This is a genomic window from Paraburkholderia largidicola (assembly GCF_013426895.1).
GTDB lineage: Bacteria > Pseudomonadota > Gammaproteobacteria > Burkholderiales > Burkholderiaceae > Paraburkholderia > Paraburkholderia largidicola.
Genome location: NZ_AP023174.1, coordinates 2,824,275 through 2,840,041 on the forward strand (window position 1 = coordinate 2,824,275; position 15,767 = coordinate 2,840,041).

Below are 15,767 nucleotides of genomic sequence, written 5' to 3' on the forward strand. Positions count from 1 at the left end.
GAGAATCCATGACGTAGCATGTGGGATGGCGGGACATTCGTAGCAAAACGGGCGCACGGTCAACCCGTCCGGGCCCGCTGCGTTTCATTTGTATAATCCACCGTTTGCTTTTCCGGCCTCCACTTCATGCTCAGTTTCGCGCTCGGCTTCATCGTTTCACTACTGATCACCCTCGTGATCGTGCGGTATGCGCATCTGCATGAAACGTTTGCGGACAACGATCTTGCTGGCGTGCAGAAATTCCACGCGCGGCCCGTGCCGCGGATCGGCGGGACGGGGATTCTGGTCGGTCTGGTCGCTTCGGCAATCCAGCTGTATGGCGCGTATCCGGCCGTTTCGGCGGGCATTCTCGGCATTGTCGCGTGTGGCTTGCCCGCGTTTGCTTCGGGACTGATCGAAGACCTGACAAAGAAGGTGTCGCCTCTGGCCCGGCTGATCTGCACGATGATCGCGGCGGCGCTCGCTTATTTCGTATTGGGAATCGCCGTCACACGCATCAGCGTGCCGCCCCTCGATTTCCTGCTTTCCTATGCGGCCATTTCCTGCGCGGTGACCGTGCTGGCCGTCGCGGCGCTCGCCAATGCGATCAATATCATCGACGGCTTCAATGGGCTCGCGTCGATGGTCGCCTTCATGATGTTCGCGTCGCTCGCGTATGTCGCGTTTCAGGTGCACGACCCGATCGTGCTGTCAGCGTCGCTCATCATGATGGGCGCGGTGATGGGCTTCTTCATCTGGAACTTCCCGGCCGGGCTGATTTTTCTCGGCGACGGTGGCGCGTACTTTATCGGCTTCATGCTCGGCGAACTGTCGATCATGCTTGTGATGCGCAACCGCGATGTGTCGGCGTGGTACCCGGTGCTGCTCTTCATGTATCCGATCTTCGAGACGTGCTTCTCGATCTATCGGAAGAAGTTCATTCGCGGGATGTCGCCTGGCATTCCCGATGGCGTGCATCTGCATATGCTGGTCTACAAGCGGCTGATGCGCTGGGCGGTGGGCGCGAGGACGGCGCGTGAACTCACGCGGCGGAATTCGCTGACGTCGCCTTATCTGTGGCTGCTGTGCCTGATTGCGGTGGTTCCCGCAACGCTGTTCTGGCGACATACGCTGCATCTGTTCTGCTTCGTCATCGTGTTCGCGCTGACCTATGTGTGGCTTTATGTCAGCATCGTGCGCTTCAAGTCGCCTCGCTGGCTGGTGGTCAGAAAAAGACGGCATTCCTGATGAAATCCCCAATGGTGCGCGCGCAAGGTCTCTTTAATATCAGATAGCGCACCGCGACACGCTCTGACGAGGCGGTGCTCCTTCTGGACGCGGGAGAGCGCCATGAGCATAAGCCGGATCGCTGTTGCGCTATGCGCGCTCGCCGCCGCTCAGTTCGCCTTCGCCAATGCAGTTGTGATCGACAACGTCAAATGGAGCGCGACGCATGTCGATGCTTCTAGCTCCACGCCGGAATGCACTGCCTATTCGAAGCGACGGATCGACAAGCAGGACGACCCCGACGCGGTGGATATCGCGCTGAAGCTGCTGGGTACGGCCGTCGCGACGGTTGCAATGTCGAAGGTCGGGCATTCGAATGGAGGGGTGCCGGATCCTTGTCGGGGTGGGTTTTGAGGGTGACACCGTGTCATTGCTCGCTAAGATCCCGATCCCTACGGTCTAGTCAAAGTCGAGCCAGCGCTCCCTCCCATTCACTTCACCGTCTGCTATCGGTCATATCAAGTCGGCGTTAAAAACACGTCTTTCAGACTAGGTGCCCCGTCGCCTTTTTCCACTTTTCCGCTTCAGCGAGTCCACACAGCACGGTCTTCGACAATCGCCGAGCGGCTTCGCACATCGATTACCCAAAGCCTTTGAAAATCGGGCGAATTCTCGGCGCCTGCTAACAGGATAAAACCGAACAGCTTGCGTTTCGCAAACGATCTACCTTTCGTAATTATTAGCTGTAACTAATTTGTGATAGCCTTCGGCCAAGGACAATAACTGCACGAGAGACACATATGACCGCCGGACGCGAGGGAATCCTGCAGCAGTATCTTCATAAAGAAATGCTCGGGATCGAGATAGGCGCGTTTTACAGGCCTACTGTACCCAAGGCCGATGGCTGGAACGTTATCTCGGTCGATCACGACACCAAGCAAGGGTTGCTAAGGGTCTATGCACACGATGTCAACGCAACCGTCGATTCCGTGCAGGAAGTCGACGTGGTGTGGAACTCCGGACGGCTTAGCGAAGCATTGCAGCGCAATGGCCATACCGTCGGAAGCTTCGATTACATTGTTGCGAGTCACGTTATCGAACACTTCCCCGATTTGTTAGGGACACTCAGAGACTTTCAAACCGTATTAAAACCAGGCGGCGTTATCTCCCTGGCCGTTCCGGATTTGCGTTACTGCTTCGACTTCTTCATGCCGTGGAGCACCACTGCGGATTTAATCGACGCTCATCGCGAAGGTCGAACCAGGCACACCAAAAATGCGTTTTTTCGGATGGCGGCGTATACCTCGACAGGCATTATCAATCGGGGAATCCCGAATGAGTTCGTCGACGCAACGCATATTGGCCTTCTTTCGAACGTGCATCATGCATTGGATCGGTACAACACTCACGATCCGAGCCCGACTGCCCCGTACGCAGATGTCCACACCTGGTATTTCACACCGTCGACTTTTGAACTCGTCATGCTCGAACTCAGAGCGCTCGGACTGTTGGACCTGCACATTGCGTCGTCGCAACGCGGCCCGGCAGGCGAATTCCTCGTTTCAATGACAAAAACGACAGACCCCCTGTCGCTGAGCGCTAGCGAGCTTACCGCGCATCGGCTTGTCCTTCTGAAACAGGGTGCCTACGAGATGGCGCACCGAGCCGAAATGCTGGACGGAGTTCCTCGCGTGGGAGTTCCGCGCGTGGCCCAGGACGAACCGTCTCGCGAATCGCTGACCGCGGAAGTTGCACGTCTGAAGTTGGAGGTGGATGCGATCCGACGCTCCAACAGCTGGCGACTGACTTCGCCGCTGCGCGCCATGAAATCAATTTTCGCGGGTTGAGCCACTCAGCACACCCCGTACGCAGCTGGCTGTCCTTGGCTGTTTCGCCAGCCAGGCGAAGATTCAGAGGCTGCTATCATTGCAGGCTATTATCCATGCTTGCCCCGACCAGCCGCGACGAGCTCGCGCTGGCGCAATGACCAGCCCCACATGAAGAAAATCGAGGAAATCGAAATACTACGAGCAGTCGCGATTCTGCTCACGCTTGCACAGCACCTCGGACACCTGTTTTTCCCTTCAAAGGCGCTTTGGATGGAAATCAACCGGCATCCGCCGTTCTGGGGAGGGGTCGACCTGTTTTTTTGCGTCTCCGGCTTTGTGATCTGCAAGAGTCTTGTGCGTTCGGGCACAGCAAAGACGTTTTCAGAACATTGGGACCAGACGTGGAAATTCTGGGTACGACGCTTTTTTCGCATTGTGCCGACGCTGTGGCTGTGGGTAGCGCTCGGCCTTCTGGGTTCGTGGTTGTTCAATGATGCAGGGGGCTTTGGCGATCTCCGCGCAAATCTAGGCGATGCACGGGCGGCGTTGCTGAACTACGCCAATATCCACATGTTGGGATGTATTTTTGGACACGGCAGTTGTGGCCCTAACGCCGTGTACTGGAGCCTCTCCCTGGAAGAGCAGTTCTATTTGCTTCTTCCCTTGGTCCTGCTACTGCCGTCGCGCGTAGTCGGCTGCATCGTCGTCGCCCTTATTTTGTTCCAGATGCCGTTTCAACGGATTCCCTGGGACCGAACGTTCGGCGGGATTCTGTGGTTCTTCCGTACGGACGCGATGTTACTTGGCGCGTCGCTTGCCTACTTGTCGACCACCCGGCTTTATACCCGCGCCGGCGATCTGCTGGAGAATCTGAGGCGCTTCCGCCTACCGGTTAGCGCCATTCTGATTGCCGCTCTCATGGCAGTTCCCGCCAGCGGTATTTCTGTCGCCACGGCAGGTATTGCGGTCGTAAGTTGCGCTTTGGTCTTTCTCGCCTCGTACAACCGCCAGTTCCTGTTTGGAACATCGAAATTAACGCGCCCTTTCCTCTGGATCGGTACACGTTCGTTTTCAATTTACCTTCTTCACATGCCCGTGGCCTGGTTTGTCAATGAGCTCGGATTCCGGTTCTCGTCCAACCCGGAATCGTATCGAACACCGCTTCCAAACGAGCCATTTCATCTGTGGTTGACCATAGCAACGTTTGCCACAGTATTCACGGTGGCCGAACTGAACTATCGGATCGTCGAGACACCTTTGCGCCGGTATGGCCGCAGAATCACTGATGAACGTCCAAATAAGTCGTCGCGGGAGCCAGCGATGGCACGATAGACTGTACCCACAGGCCAGAAAAGCCTGGATCCAGCACAATGCTGCAGAAGAGCGGCAAGACAAAGGGCGCCTCGGCGCCCTTTGTTTTCTACATGGAAGCCCGCTTTCCGGCGACCGACGGCACGCTACGCAGCGACGGCGCCGCGAGCGTTGGTTGATATTCCGCGACCCAGCGTCGCAGATCGCGGCGTACCTCGTCATCCATCAGCACGCGATGCTGCATCAGCCACGGTAATAGTTCGTCCAAAAGATTATCCGGAACGCCTCGCGCTTGTGCGATGCGGAGCTTCGAATGCGGTGTACGCGTCGTCGTTTCTTCGTCGGCGAGCAGTTCCTCGTACAACTTTTCACCGGGACGCAAGCCGGTGAACTCAATGCGAATCTGATCCTCGGTAAAACCATACAGCCGGATCAGATCGCGCGCGAGATCGACGATCTTCATCGGCTCCCCCATATCGAGAATGAAGATCTCACCACCCTGCCCCATGCTGGACGCCTGAAGCACGAGTTGAGATGCCTCCGGGATCGTCATGAAGAACCGCGTGATTTCCGGGTGGGTGACCGTCACCGGACCGCCCTTTGCGATCTGCTGCTGGAATTTCGGGATCACGCTGCCCGCACTGCCCAGTACGTTCCCGAAACGCACCGTTTCGAACTGAGTGCGCTCGCTTGTCTGCTGCAACGCCTGGCATGCCATCTCGGCAAGACGTTTGCTCGCACCCATCACATTCGTCGGATTGACAGCTTTGTCCGTCGAAATCAGGACAAAACGCTTGACGTCATGACGTATCGCGGCGCGCGCGACGCGATACGTGCCGAGAACATTATTGCGCACCGCTTGCCATGCGTTCTGTTCTTCCATCAGCGGCACATGCTTGTAAGCGGCCGCATGGAAGACGATATGCGGCGTGTAGCGCGCCATCACCTGGTCGAGTAACAGCGAATCCTTCGCATCGCCAATTACAGGCACCACCGACAGTCCAGTGAAGCGTTCCTGCAGTTCCTCGACGAGCCGATACATTGCGTATTCGGACAGATCGAAGGCGATTAGTTGAGCGGGCTTGAAGCGCAGGATCTGACGGCACAATTCGGAACCAATCGAGCCGCCCGCACCCGTCACCATGACGACGCGCGCATGCAACAGCGCCTCGACATGAGGCGTATCGATATGAACGGGCTCACGGCCCAGCAGGTCTTCAAGATCGATATGACGCACGCGCGAAAGGGATGCCTGCCCTCCGGTCAGTGCAGTCAGCGCGGGCAGCACCATCGCTCGTACGCCCGCGCGCACGCACAATGTTGCAACCCGCCGCTGCGCCTCAACGGATGCCGAGGGAATCGCGATAATCGCGTACTCGGTCTTCATCGACTCTGCAATCTGTGGCAACTGCGTGATCGACCCGAGCACCTTGTAGCCATATATTTCGCGACCATGCTTCGCGACGTCATCGTCCAGCAGGCCAATCAATCGCCACTCGCTAGAACGTGACAGTTCCCGTGCGAGGCTTGCGCCCGCTGTACCCGCGCCCAGAACAACAACAGGCTTGCCTTGCGCGACAAGCCCGCCGTACAGGTAAAACTCCTTCACCGCACGATACAACGCGCGCGAGCCGCCCATCGCCAGAAACAGCAGGAGCGGTGATACCAACAGGACGGAGCGCGGAATGATTGGCGAAGGCTGAACCATCACTGCGAGGATCATTGAGACCACTGCACCGGTCGCAACGGCCTTCGAAATGCGCATCAGATCCGGCAAGCTCGCGAATACCCACATGCCGCGGTACAGTCCAAAAATTCGGAACATCACGCCATAGACGGGCAACACCCAGACGAGCGAATTCAATGCCCCCAGACGGAAGTCGACGGGTACAGAACCGTTGAACCGGATCAGGTAGGCCATCAGCCATGCCGCCGCTACAGCGCACAAATCGAAACAGAAGGCGCTGAGCGATAGCCACGATGCTTTTGAACGGAACATCAGCGTCTCACCTCGGATTGATTGGACTGACTCGACTCGAACCGGCGCCAGCGCAGATCAATCATGACTCCCAGCATAGTCAGGATAAGTACCCAGCCGATAGCTATGGCCCACTGAATAGCGACCGGTCGATCAAGTGCAAATACAGCAAGGACCACGCCCGCCGCCATCACGATATACCACGCACCTACCGTTCGCGATTGGGCTAGACCAGAACGCACCATACGCTGATAGTAGTGCTGCCTGTGCGCTTGCCAGAACTTCTCGCCACGTAACAACCGGCGCGCCAGCGTGATCGATGCGTCTGCGATAAATGGCGCAAAGACCATCGCGGGAAACCAGATTGGCCAGACATCGGCGCGCCAGCCCCAATACCCCAGCGCGCCCGCTAGAAATCCCAGAGTAATAGAGCCCGCGTCGCCCAAAAATATTCGCGCAGGATGGATGTTGAATACGAGAAAACCCGCTACTGCGCCAGCGGTGATCGCCGACAACGACGCTAGCTCTGTCATGGGATGGACATTGTGCAAAGCTGCGACGGCGTAGCCAGAAAAACCGAACAATGCCATGCCGCCAGCTAATCCATCCGCACCGTCCATGAAGTTATACAGGTTGATCAGCCACAACATTAGAAATGCCACAATGGCGAGCCCCCATCCGGGCGCCGGTGCGGGATACGCCACGACAAGAACAGTCACTGCGATCAGATGCGCGGCGAACCTGACTCGTGCGGGCAATCCTCGACGGTCGTCAATCTGCGATACGGCCGAAAGGAACGCTGCAAGAAGCGCCACAGCCCACAAGGATTGCACCAGCGCTAACGCCATCACAACGATCACGGGCACGGCGCCCCATCCACCGACCCGCGGCGTGGGGCGGACATGCAGCGATCGTTCGTTTGGAACATCGGTCGCCAGGCGCCATGCCAAGCCGGATCTCAACAACATGAAGATGACTCCAGCCGAAGCACACGCAGCGATTACGAAATAAACAATCAAAGCTGTCCAGGGCAACATCAGCAAACCTTGCTTGTTCATGAATGACTTGAGCGCGTTGATTGATACCAGTTGACGGTCTCCGCAAGCCCTTCGTCTGCCGTGTAGGGAGGCTTCCAGTCCAAGGTCTGCCTGAGTCGACTCGTGTCGACCTGCAGGCTGCCAATCAGACGATCGATTTGCGCTGATCGGCCCGTTATGTGGCCTGCCAGTCGCAGCCACGCGACGGGGACGTCAAACAGGCGCGCCGGCCGATGAAGGTGCGTTCCAATGGATCGAACCAGTTCCGCGACCGTCTGATCCTCATCGTCCGCGACGTGAAAGCATTGCCCCGATGCACGCGGATCGGTCGCGCAATGCATTAGTGCGTCCACCAGATTCCCGACGAAAACCATGCTTCTTCGGGCGCGCACCGCGCCAAGCGGCATCGGGATTCCCCTCGCTATTGCATCCATCAACCGCAGGAAATTGGCCTGCACGTTCGGCCCGTACACAAGAGGCGGCCTAACGATAACCACATCCAGCGCGTTGCTACGACCAAAAGAGATGAGTTCGCGTTCGGCTGCCAGTTTCGAGCGGCCGTACGCGTCTTCGGCGTGCGCGGGATCGTCCTCCCGCAACGGCCGTCCCGCATCGTCTTCCGCCACCGCCTTGATGCTGCTCACATACACGAAACGGCGCACGCCGTTTTGTTTGGCTGCTTCAGCCAATCGCAATGTGCCGTGCAGATTGGTGGCGCGAAATGCCTGATCAGGATCGGACGAATTGTCGTTCATGACATGGACACGTGCCGCCAGATGAACGACGACATCCGGCGCCAGTCCCGCAGGCCACGCATCGGCGATGCCGACGAAGTCGGGAGTTGCATGAAGCCACTCGGCGACGCCATCAGGGCATCCGCCGCTGTGTCGCACAAGCCCCGTAACCCAATGCCCATTTGCCACCAGGGAACGTCCTAGCGCTTGTCCAACAAAGCCATTGGCGCCACTCAGCAAAAACCGCGTCATAACCACTTCCAGCCGAAGCGATTGAAAAACCGGATCGCGGACGCGAGGAACATCCGGATATGCGCGCCTCCTTTGCGTGCCGCGCCGCCACCGTGATGCAGCACCTGCATGGCCGGGTAGTACACGATCCGCGCGACGCGATGCGTGCGCAAGCTCAGGTCGTAGTCTTCAAAGTACAGGAAGTAGCGCGGGTCGAATCCGGCAAGTTGTTTTAGCACGCTCGTGCGAAACAACATGAAACAACCGCTGACGATCGGCGGGTCCCAGACAACGTCACGCTGGTTGATCACGTCCTGCATCTCGTAGCGCTCCAGGCGCCGTGCAAACAGGCGCCGTGCGCGCGTCGGCAAAAACCCGCGGACGAACAAATCGAGCAACGTCGGGTAACGGCGGCACAGATACTGCAAATTGCCATTCTCGTTACCAATTCGGGGGGTTAGCAAACCAACTTCCGCATGCGTCTCGAGAAATTCGACCCCTCGGACCAACGAATCACCATCGAGAACGATGTCCGGGTTCAGCACAAGGTGATATCGGCTCGCGATCTGTGTTATCGCCAGGTTGTGGCCCCTCCCATAACCGACGTTGCCATGACCTGCAACGATCTCGCAGGTCACCCCTCGGTCACGCAATAGAGCAAGCGGATGATCGACGTCGGGCAAGCCGCCGTTGTCGACGATACAGAGCATGACGGGAAGACCCGGCCGAACAGCCTGCAATGCCGTGCACGCCGAACCTAGACTCGCGAGGGTTTCCAGAAGCTGCGCCACATCCGGTCGATACACCACCATCGACACGGACAGGCCTTCCAATTCAGCGATCGGCGCACTTTTGGTTTTCATGTGAAACGAGGCGTATCTAGTTCACGACGCGCCAGCATTCGGGCAAGCAGCAACGCATTCGCAGAGTGTGCTCAAGGTGCGCGCGCATTAACGCAAAACCCTTCAAGCCCTAATTTGTAATTTTAAACGATATGCCAACGCCCGCAAAATGCGTAGCCCGCGATTTCGTATCAAATTGTAGTTTTTGCCGCGTGTCATAAGACCGACGGTCGAAATGTGAACTCACTGCAGTCCCTGTCACATCCAGATCAGTCACTACCGGCGCGCCTCTACAGGTAAAATTTCCCGATTATCGCCTCGATTTGCCGAAAATCTTCTGATTTTTGTTGACCAGAGGACACCTGACCAAAACCGCTGCCGATGACAAATTCACACGAACTGTTTCCAAAGCGGACCGTTTGTAATCTTTCGAAGATAAGATAATGTCTTTCGCTTTCCAAACCTATCACAGCAATGTTCCGACGCGCTCGAAAGTCTCTTCACGAAACACTCAAAGACGCACTCCATGACACGCCTTCGGAGGGACCCGTCGATGTCGACTTTTATCGAGACTTCTACTCCGATCTGCGCGATCTAAACGCAGATGAAGCCGCGCATCACTACCGCGAACATGGCTCACGCGAAGGTCGATTTCGAAGCCGGGACCATCTGGACAAGGCAGGGCCTCAGATGGCGGATTTCGATCCGGCCTTCTACAGGCAGTATTACGACGGTATCAAGCTAGGCTCGGACGAAGAGGCCCGTCGTCATTATCAGGGGTACGGAGCCCGAGAAGGCAAATATCCCAACGCCGCCGCGTTAATCAGCGCAATGGAACAGGAACAGAAAACGCTTCCCGACGACTTCACTGCCGGGGAATATCTCGCGCTGAATGGCGATCTGCGGCGCCATCTGAAGTTCGAATGGGAAGCCGCCTTCCATTATCTTCGCTACGGACGCTGGGAAGGACGTCAATATCGTCGATGGAAGGACGAGACCGTCTACGACTTTGAATACCTGCATCGTAAGACGCTGCATGTCTATGACATGCCGGATGTCGTCGTCGACCCACAACGGCCGCCAACCGTTAACGTGCTCGTGCCTGCGTTCGACTTTGGCTCGATGTCGGCCGGATTCTTCGGCGTCTTCCAGGTTGCGCTGTTTATCAAGCGTTGTGGCATTAACGTCCGTCTTGTCATGTATGACGAATTTCAGTTCGACGAGCAACTGACTCGTGACAAACTGAAGAATTATCCCGGCCTCGAAGATCTTTTTGACGTGCTGGAGTTTGTCTACATCGGCGATCGTGAAAAGCCTCTTGCGATCTCGCCTCACGACAACTGTGTGGCGACGGTCTGGTACAGCGCCTACATGGCGCGTAAGCTGATGAATGCACGTGGTGGCGGCAAATTCCTCTACCTTATCCAGGATTACGAGTCGCCGTTTCACCCGAGCGGTTCGCTCTTTGCATTGGCTGAGGCCACCTACTCCTTCGATTACTGCGCGCTCTTCTCAAGCAAGGCGCTGCAGGATTTCTTCCTGAAGAAGCAAGTTGGCATCTTTGCCCGCGAAGGAACGAACTACACCTACTTCAACAACGCATGCTCAAGCGTTCTGAAGCCGAAAGATGAATTCATCAAGGTAAGGCAATCCGGCAAGAAAAAACGTCTTGCGTTCTATTCGAGACCGCCCGTCGATCGCAACATGTTCGACCTCGGTGCGCTTGCCTTGTGCACAGCATATCGCGACGACGTCTTCCCCAAAGACGAGTGGGAATTTATCGGCATAGGCCTCGGTGAGGCAACCGTCATGCTCGATGAAGATTGTGAAATGAAGCAGATGGAGCGGATGAACCTGCGTGAGTATCAGGAAGTGATTTCCACATTCGATATCGGCTTTTGCCTGATGGCTTCGTCGCATCCAAGCTTGCTCCCGTTTGACCTCTCCGGTTCAGGTGCGGTTGTGGTGACGAACTCGTTCGGCGTCAAAGACCAGACGTACTTCGACATTCTGACCGAGGGCGTTATCGTATGTCCGCCAGACGTACCGGCACTGGTAGAGGGACTTCGCCGGGCTGTGTCGGAAAGCAAGGATCTTGATCGCCGCTATTCCAACGCGGTTGCAATGAAATTCCCTCGCACGTGGGACGACACCTTCAATGATGAGCACGAGTTGTTCATGCGTACTGTGTTCAAGGACGCGATACAGCAGTGACGCCACGAGGCGCAACGCCACTCGGTGACTGTTCCGCTGTGCCGGTTTCGATTCGAGCGAACCGGCCACACTGAAAAGAAGTTTCGTCGTGGTCGACCAATTCCTCGGGCGACCGCGACAGCTCTGGTCCCTGCATTGCCAATAGGCGACCGAGATGCGTGGGCCGACGCACACACTATCGCGCGTCTCTTAACTGTCCGACACGAGCTGTGCGGCATACAATTTGCCGCAAAGATTCGAGCATGACCAGTCAATGGAGGCGCGAACAATGATCAAGGAACGATCCGACGTTCTACGAGCACTTCTTTCGAAAGACATGAAGGGGCTCGAAATTGGCGCTCTTTATCATCCTGTCGTGCCTAAAGCCGAAGGGTGGAATGCACTGTCAGTCGATCACGATTCCAAAGAGGGATTGCTTGCAGCGTATTCACACGATGTCAACGCTACTTCTGAGCGCATACAGAGCGTCGACGTCGTGTGGAACGGTGGTTCACTAAGCGACGCCCTTGTTCACAGCGGTCATCAGCCTGCCGAATTCGACTATGTCGTGGCAAGTCATGTCATCGAGCATTTTCCCGACATGCTTGGTGCGCTGCGGGATTTCGCCGTCGTGATGAAAGAGGGAGGAATTGTATCTCTCGCAATACCAGATCTCAGGTATTGCTTCGATTTCTTCATGCCATGGAGTACAACCGCCGAAATCCTCACCGCACATGAAGAAAAACGCGTACGCCACACCAAGGGCAGCATATTCAGAATGTTCGCGTACAGGACAACCGGCATCGTAAATAGGGGGCTGCCTGACGAACTGGTCAGCGCATACAACATCGAACTTTCGTCCGATATTAAACATGCCTATGACCAATTTGTAGATCACGAGTCAACCTGGCCCTCTCGTTACGCCGATACTCATGCCTGGTATTTCACGCCGTCCAGTTTCCGTCTTGTGATGCTCGAACTTCGTGCTCTGCAACTGGTCCACTTCGATATTGAATCGAGTGAGCGAGGTCCGTGCGGCGAGTTTCTCGTTTCCATGCGCAAGACGTCAACGCCTTTGTCGACCCCCAGAGATCAACTGAAAGCGCAGCGAATGGATTTGCTGAAGGAAACGACCCGCGAACTCGCCCACCGTGCAAACATGCTTGACGTGCCTCGACTCTGAAACGGAATCGATTGCCCGTGCTATTTAGTCGAATTTCGCTTCGCGCGTCGCTGAACGCGGCACCACGGGTCGGCTCGACCGCAACCAGGGATACTCGACGAAGCGATAAGTCGCCGCGCTAAGTGCGACCGTGATCAAGACGACAGCACAACCAAACAACCAATATTGCGACACAGACAACGCACCCAGATCGGAGAAGTGCTTGTACAGACGGGAGCCCAGATAGAGCACCCAGTTGTGAATAAGATAGATGCTATAGCTCAAAAGTCCGAGCGTTCTTGTCGATCGCCAAGTCAGGACCCCACCCATCGTATTCCCGCTCGCGAATATCATAAAGGGCAAGAAAAGCAGCACTGCGCCCCATGGCTCGTACACCAATGGCGCCCATGCAATCGCCGCGGCTATCGCCGCAAGCGCTACGACAGACCCAATCCGGGTGGTGGCAAGACGGCGCACTATTTCAACACGACTGGCAACCGCGGCTACACAGCCACCAAGAAAAAACCATTCAAACTGCGTTGTCGAAAACAACAAGATGCAAACTGTTACGAAGACTGCGAGATAGAGCCTGCGCAAACCCACCGCGAAAACCGCCGCAAGAGGCAAAATCAGATAGAACTTCCATTCGTAAACCAGAGTCCAGTAGACCGTATTGATCAGCGTTGTCTGGTCAAAGTTGTTAATGCTCGGAATTCCGGGAATGGTGAACAGCAACCATGACAAGACCTGCTTCACCAGATCCAGTAATGGCACTTGCAAACGAAAGTGAGTGAATGCGAGCGCGGTAACAATCATCAGCGTTGCACTGACGAGGTACATCGGCAACATACGTCGAAGCCGCGACACATAGAACGCATACGCGTCGATTTGTCCGCGACGATTGATCACGCGAGACCAAAAAAGAAACGCCGTAATCATGAAAAAGAACGCTACCGAGCCACGTCCCAGAAAAATGTTCATCTTCGAGGGAGTTAACGCCCAGTTCCCGGTGCGATAGAACTGATAGTTGATCACTACATGGTGGAACACAACCCCAAGCGCAAGAAATCCCCGCAGTCCGTCAATCGCATGAAATCGTGCCGACGCAGACTCCATGTCTATGGCTTCACGAAAGAAAGACGACCTGATCGAAACGTAATGCGCAAATGCAAAGGCAAGTGCACAGATCAGGACAACGGGGATTGCCAGATGAACGCCCGAAATTTCCATAGAAACGTAGTGTAGACAAATAATGCGAACCGGCCGCTGACCGACAAGCGGTGCGCACCTCAGTGCGTTGAGGAATTTTTATCGTCTGGTCGCGCGACCTTATTGGCCAGGAAGTCTCGCAGCGCCTCCCGGTCAATTGCGTAACCCGTGCAGTAGTTGCGCTCAGGGAACGAAATGCACGTCAGCGAATTACACGGCGAGCAGTTCACTATCGGAGCGAGCACCAAACATTCGCTGGACTGTTTCGCAAACCACGGTTTGGTATAGACATGCTTAGGATGCGTCGAGCCGTAGAGACATACCTGTGGAAGGTCGAGCAGCGCCCCAAAATGAGCCGTCCATGAATCCACTCCTACCAACGCCCGCCCATTTGTCAGGATTTCCGACCATTGTGAAGGCATGAAGTTCTGCAAGATTGCCCCGTCACAACCGTCAACTCGCCTGTCGCTTGCCCCGCCGATCTGAATCAGCTTGTAGCCGGCCTCATGCACCAGTTCGGCAAGTTCGAGCATGACATGCGCCGGAATCGACTTGAGGCTCCATCCGCCTAGCGGGTGCACGAAGACGACGTTCCGACCAAATTGCTGCAACACCTGCTCCGCCACACGCTGCTCATCGGCACTCGCACGCAGCCTCGAATTCGGCAAAAGCGTATCGGTAGGTAAGCCGACCTCTTCCAGAATGTATTCGACCAAATTTTGTCCGGTTTCGGACAGGCCGCGTGACGGATGACACCGCGCGATTCGAGGCGAAGCATCGCTACGCTGAGAAACGTGGAGATACGAAGCAAGCAATTGCGGATACGTTTCTTCTGCCGACGCCACAGGCACCGGCACAGCTTCAACGTCGATGCCAGCGCCAAACTGCTTCGCCCACTCGACGAGGCCCGTGGCCACGTGCACACGGATCTTCTTGCCACGCGCAACCGCCTCCAGCGCGACCAGCATCGAAAGAACAACATCGCCGCGGTGGAACGGACAAACGAGTTCGATCCGTTCACTGTCGCCTACTGTTTCGGCCCGCTTGTCCAAGAGCCATCGCCAGTCATGAATGACCTCCCATGGCGCAGCCGCGTCCAGCACCTCTGTGCGCGTTGACCACGCTGCAGCCGCTTTTGCACGTACAACGCTGATGCCCGCGGCCTGGCGAGTCAATGCGAAATCCACGACAGCGGCATTGGTGATGAAGCAATCGTCGAGCAAGGTAGCGGATGGTGCCGCAAGCATCGATGCCGGGCCGCCAAAAATGCCCGGCAGGAACGCGCCGGCCTGCTGCAGATCGGGTTCCGAATCGAAAGCGTGAGACGGTCTCGCCAGATTGTTCAACAGATCAAATGACTCCCCGGACAACATCTTCGCTCTGACATCCGAGGCCAAAGCCGCAGAATCCACCTGTCCTGCACGTAACGTGCCGTCGGGATTGCAGACATGTGCAACGACTAGCGCGTTTTCACCCTCGACGATTTGCGTCTTGACCAGATACTCGAAACATCCGGGCAGCGGAACGAAATAACGTCCAGCGATCCATACGTAGCGATGCTTCGTCGCCCTCCAACCTTGCTCGATAGCATGTGGAAAACGAAACTCCTGTCTGGAATACGGGACAACGGTAAACCGCGTGAGCGGCAGCATTCGACGCCAAGCGGCAATGTGATCGCGAATGGCAACCAGTCGTGGTTCTTCGGCCGTGGCGTCCACGACAACGATTTCGCCAAGCGTCACTTTCTCGCTGATCAGTTCTTCGACAAGCAGGGACACGTTATCGAACGGCGCCTCGCAAACGATGACGACGGCCGAATTCTTTGCGACATTAGCTACCTGTTCGGCAGCCAGAGCATGTGTCTCGTCAAACTTGCGCTGTGCGACGCTCAACGCTTCATCCAGCAATCTCGGGCCAGATGGACGCGCCTGCGGAACGGACGTTGCGCGCAACGCGGCACTAAGGCGACTCGCCAACCTCGGCGCCACCCACTTAACCAAGCGCTTCATGTCGCGGGTAATGTACTGACTTGCCA

Annotated in this window: 12 protein-coding genes; 6 read left to right on the plus strand and 6 right to left on the minus strand. The window is 56.3% G+C overall.

Translation table 11 applies throughout. The features are described from left to right. Positions 1-126 precede the first annotated feature (126 nt). From PPGU16_RS12565 to PPGU16_RS12580, 4 genes are all read left to right on the plus strand, one after another. On the plus strand, positions 127-1,227 hold the full coding sequence (locus PPGU16_RS12565; protein ID WP_180720270.1) for an MraY family glycosyltransferase: 1,101 nt from the start codon (positions 127-129) through the stop codon (positions 1,225-1,227). A 102-nt stretch (positions 1,228-1,329) separates the two neighbouring features. Further along, positions 1,330-1,620, plus strand: coding sequence for a hypothetical protein (locus PPGU16_RS12570; protein WP_180720271.1), 291 nt, complete (start codon positions 1,330-1,332; stop codon positions 1,618-1,620). A gap of 386 nt (positions 1,621-2,006) precedes the next feature. Next, on the plus strand, positions 2,007-3,053 hold the full coding sequence (locus PPGU16_RS12575; RefSeq protein WP_180720272.1) for a methyltransferase domain-containing protein: 1,047 nt from the start codon (positions 2,007-2,009) through the stop codon (positions 3,051-3,053). A 150-nt stretch (positions 3,054-3,203) separates the two neighbouring features. Next, positions 3,204-4,367, plus strand: a complete 1,164-nt coding sequence (locus tag PPGU16_RS12580) for an acyltransferase family protein (protein ID WP_180720273.1) — start codon at positions 3,204-3,206, stop codon at positions 4,365-4,367. A gap of 88 nt (positions 4,368-4,455) precedes the next feature. On the opposite strand, the gene PPGU16_RS12585 is transcribed toward PPGU16_RS12580, so the two are convergent. From PPGU16_RS12585 to PPGU16_RS12600, 4 genes are read right to left on the minus strand one after another with little or no spacing between them, the layout of a single operon-like run. After that, positions 4,456-6,345, minus strand: coding sequence for a polysaccharide biosynthesis protein (locus PPGU16_RS12585; RefSeq protein WP_180720274.1), 1,890 nt, complete (start codon positions 6,343-6,345; stop codon positions 4,456-4,458). Beyond that, on the minus strand, positions 6,345-7,382 hold the full coding sequence (locus tag PPGU16_RS12590) for an MraY family glycosyltransferase (RefSeq protein ID WP_180720275.1): 1,038 nt from the start codon (positions 7,380-7,382) through the stop codon (positions 6,345-6,347). The genes PPGU16_RS12585 and PPGU16_RS12590 overlap by 1 nt, the downstream gene beginning before the upstream one ends. After that, complete coding sequence (locus PPGU16_RS12595; protein WP_180720276.1) at positions 7,379-8,347, minus strand: UDP-glucose 4-epimerase family protein; 969 nt, start codon at positions 8,345-8,347, stop codon at positions 7,379-7,381. The genes PPGU16_RS12590 and PPGU16_RS12595 overlap by 4 nt, the downstream gene beginning before the upstream one ends. After that, the gene (locus PPGU16_RS12600) at positions 8,344-9,189 is read right to left on the minus strand and encodes a glycosyltransferase (protein ID WP_180720277.1); all 846 of its coding nucleotides are present in this window, start codon (positions 9,187-9,189) and stop codon (positions 8,344-8,346) included. Before PPGU16_RS12600 ends, PPGU16_RS12595 begins: the two co-directional genes overlap by 4 nt. A gap of 669 nt (positions 9,190-9,858) precedes the next feature. Here PPGU16_RS12600 and PPGU16_RS12605 point away from each other — a divergent pair. Beyond that, entirely contained in the window at positions 9,859-11,382 is a 1,524-nt protein-coding gene (locus PPGU16_RS12605; protein WP_180720278.1) for a rhamnosyltransferase WsaF family glycosyltransferase, read from the plus strand. A gap of 268 nt (positions 11,383-11,650) precedes the next feature. Beyond that, positions 11,651-12,544, plus strand: coding sequence for a methyltransferase domain-containing protein (locus tag PPGU16_RS12610; protein WP_180720279.1), 894 nt, complete (start codon positions 11,651-11,653; stop codon positions 12,542-12,544). Positions 12,545-12,568: 24 nt separating this feature from the next. On the opposite strand, the gene PPGU16_RS12615 is transcribed toward PPGU16_RS12610, so the two are convergent. Both PPGU16_RS12615 and PPGU16_RS12620 read right to left on the minus strand, forming a co-directional pair. Beyond that, positions 12,569-13,753, minus strand: a complete 1,185-nt coding sequence (locus PPGU16_RS12615; protein ID WP_180720280.1) for an acyltransferase family protein — start codon at positions 13,751-13,753, stop codon at positions 12,569-12,571. 59 nt (positions 13,754-13,812) lie between these two features. Then, positions 13,813-15,624 (minus strand): glycosyltransferase family 9 protein, encoded by a 1,812-nt coding sequence (locus PPGU16_RS12620; RefSeq protein ID WP_180720281.1) that lies wholly within the window; start codon positions 15,622-15,624, stop codon positions 13,813-13,815. Positions 15,625-15,767 lie beyond the last annotated feature (143 nt).

Excerpts from the sequence above, each read along its gene's own strand:
- PPGU16_RS12615 (WP_180720280.1), bottom strand. The coding sequence starts at position 13,753 with ATGGAAATTTCGGGCGTTCATCTGGCAATCCCCGTTGTCCTGATCTGT.
- PPGU16_RS12595 (WP_180720276.1), bottom strand. The coding sequence starts at position 8,347 with ATGACGCGGTTTTTGCTGAGTGGCGCCAATGGCTTTGTTGGACAAGCG.
- PPGU16_RS12565 (WP_180720270.1), top strand. The coding sequence starts at position 127 with ATGCTCAGTTTCGCGCTCGGCTTCATCGTTTCACTACTGATCACCCTC.
- PPGU16_RS12585 (WP_180720274.1), bottom strand. The coding sequence starts at position 6,345 with ATGTTCCGTTCAAAAGCATCGTGGCTATCGCTCAGCGCCTTCTGTTTC.
- PPGU16_RS12610 (WP_180720279.1), top strand. The coding sequence starts at position 11,651 with ATGATCAAGGAACGATCCGACGTTCTACGAGCACTTCTTTCGAAAGAC.
- PPGU16_RS12570 (WP_180720271.1), top strand. The coding sequence starts at position 1,330 with ATGAGCATAAGCCGGATCGCTGTTGCGCTATGCGCGCTCGCCGCCGCT.
- PPGU16_RS12590 (WP_180720275.1), bottom strand. The coding sequence starts at position 7,382 with ATGAACAAGCAAGGTTTGCTGATGTTGCCCTGGACAGCTTTGATTGTT.
- PPGU16_RS12605 (WP_180720278.1), top strand. The coding sequence starts at position 9,859 with ATGGCGGATTTCGATCCGGCCTTCTACAGGCAGTATTACGACGGTATC.
- PPGU16_RS12575 (WP_180720272.1), top strand. The coding sequence starts at position 2,007 with ATGACCGCCGGACGCGAGGGAATCCTGCAGCAGTATCTTCATAAAGAA.
- PPGU16_RS12600 (WP_180720277.1), bottom strand. The coding sequence starts at position 9,189 with ATGAAAACCAAAAGTGCGCCGATCGCTGAATTGGAAGGCCTGTCCGTG.
- PPGU16_RS12580 (WP_180720273.1), top strand. The coding sequence starts at position 3,204 with ATGAAGAAAATCGAGGAAATCGAAATACTACGAGCAGTCGCGATTCTG.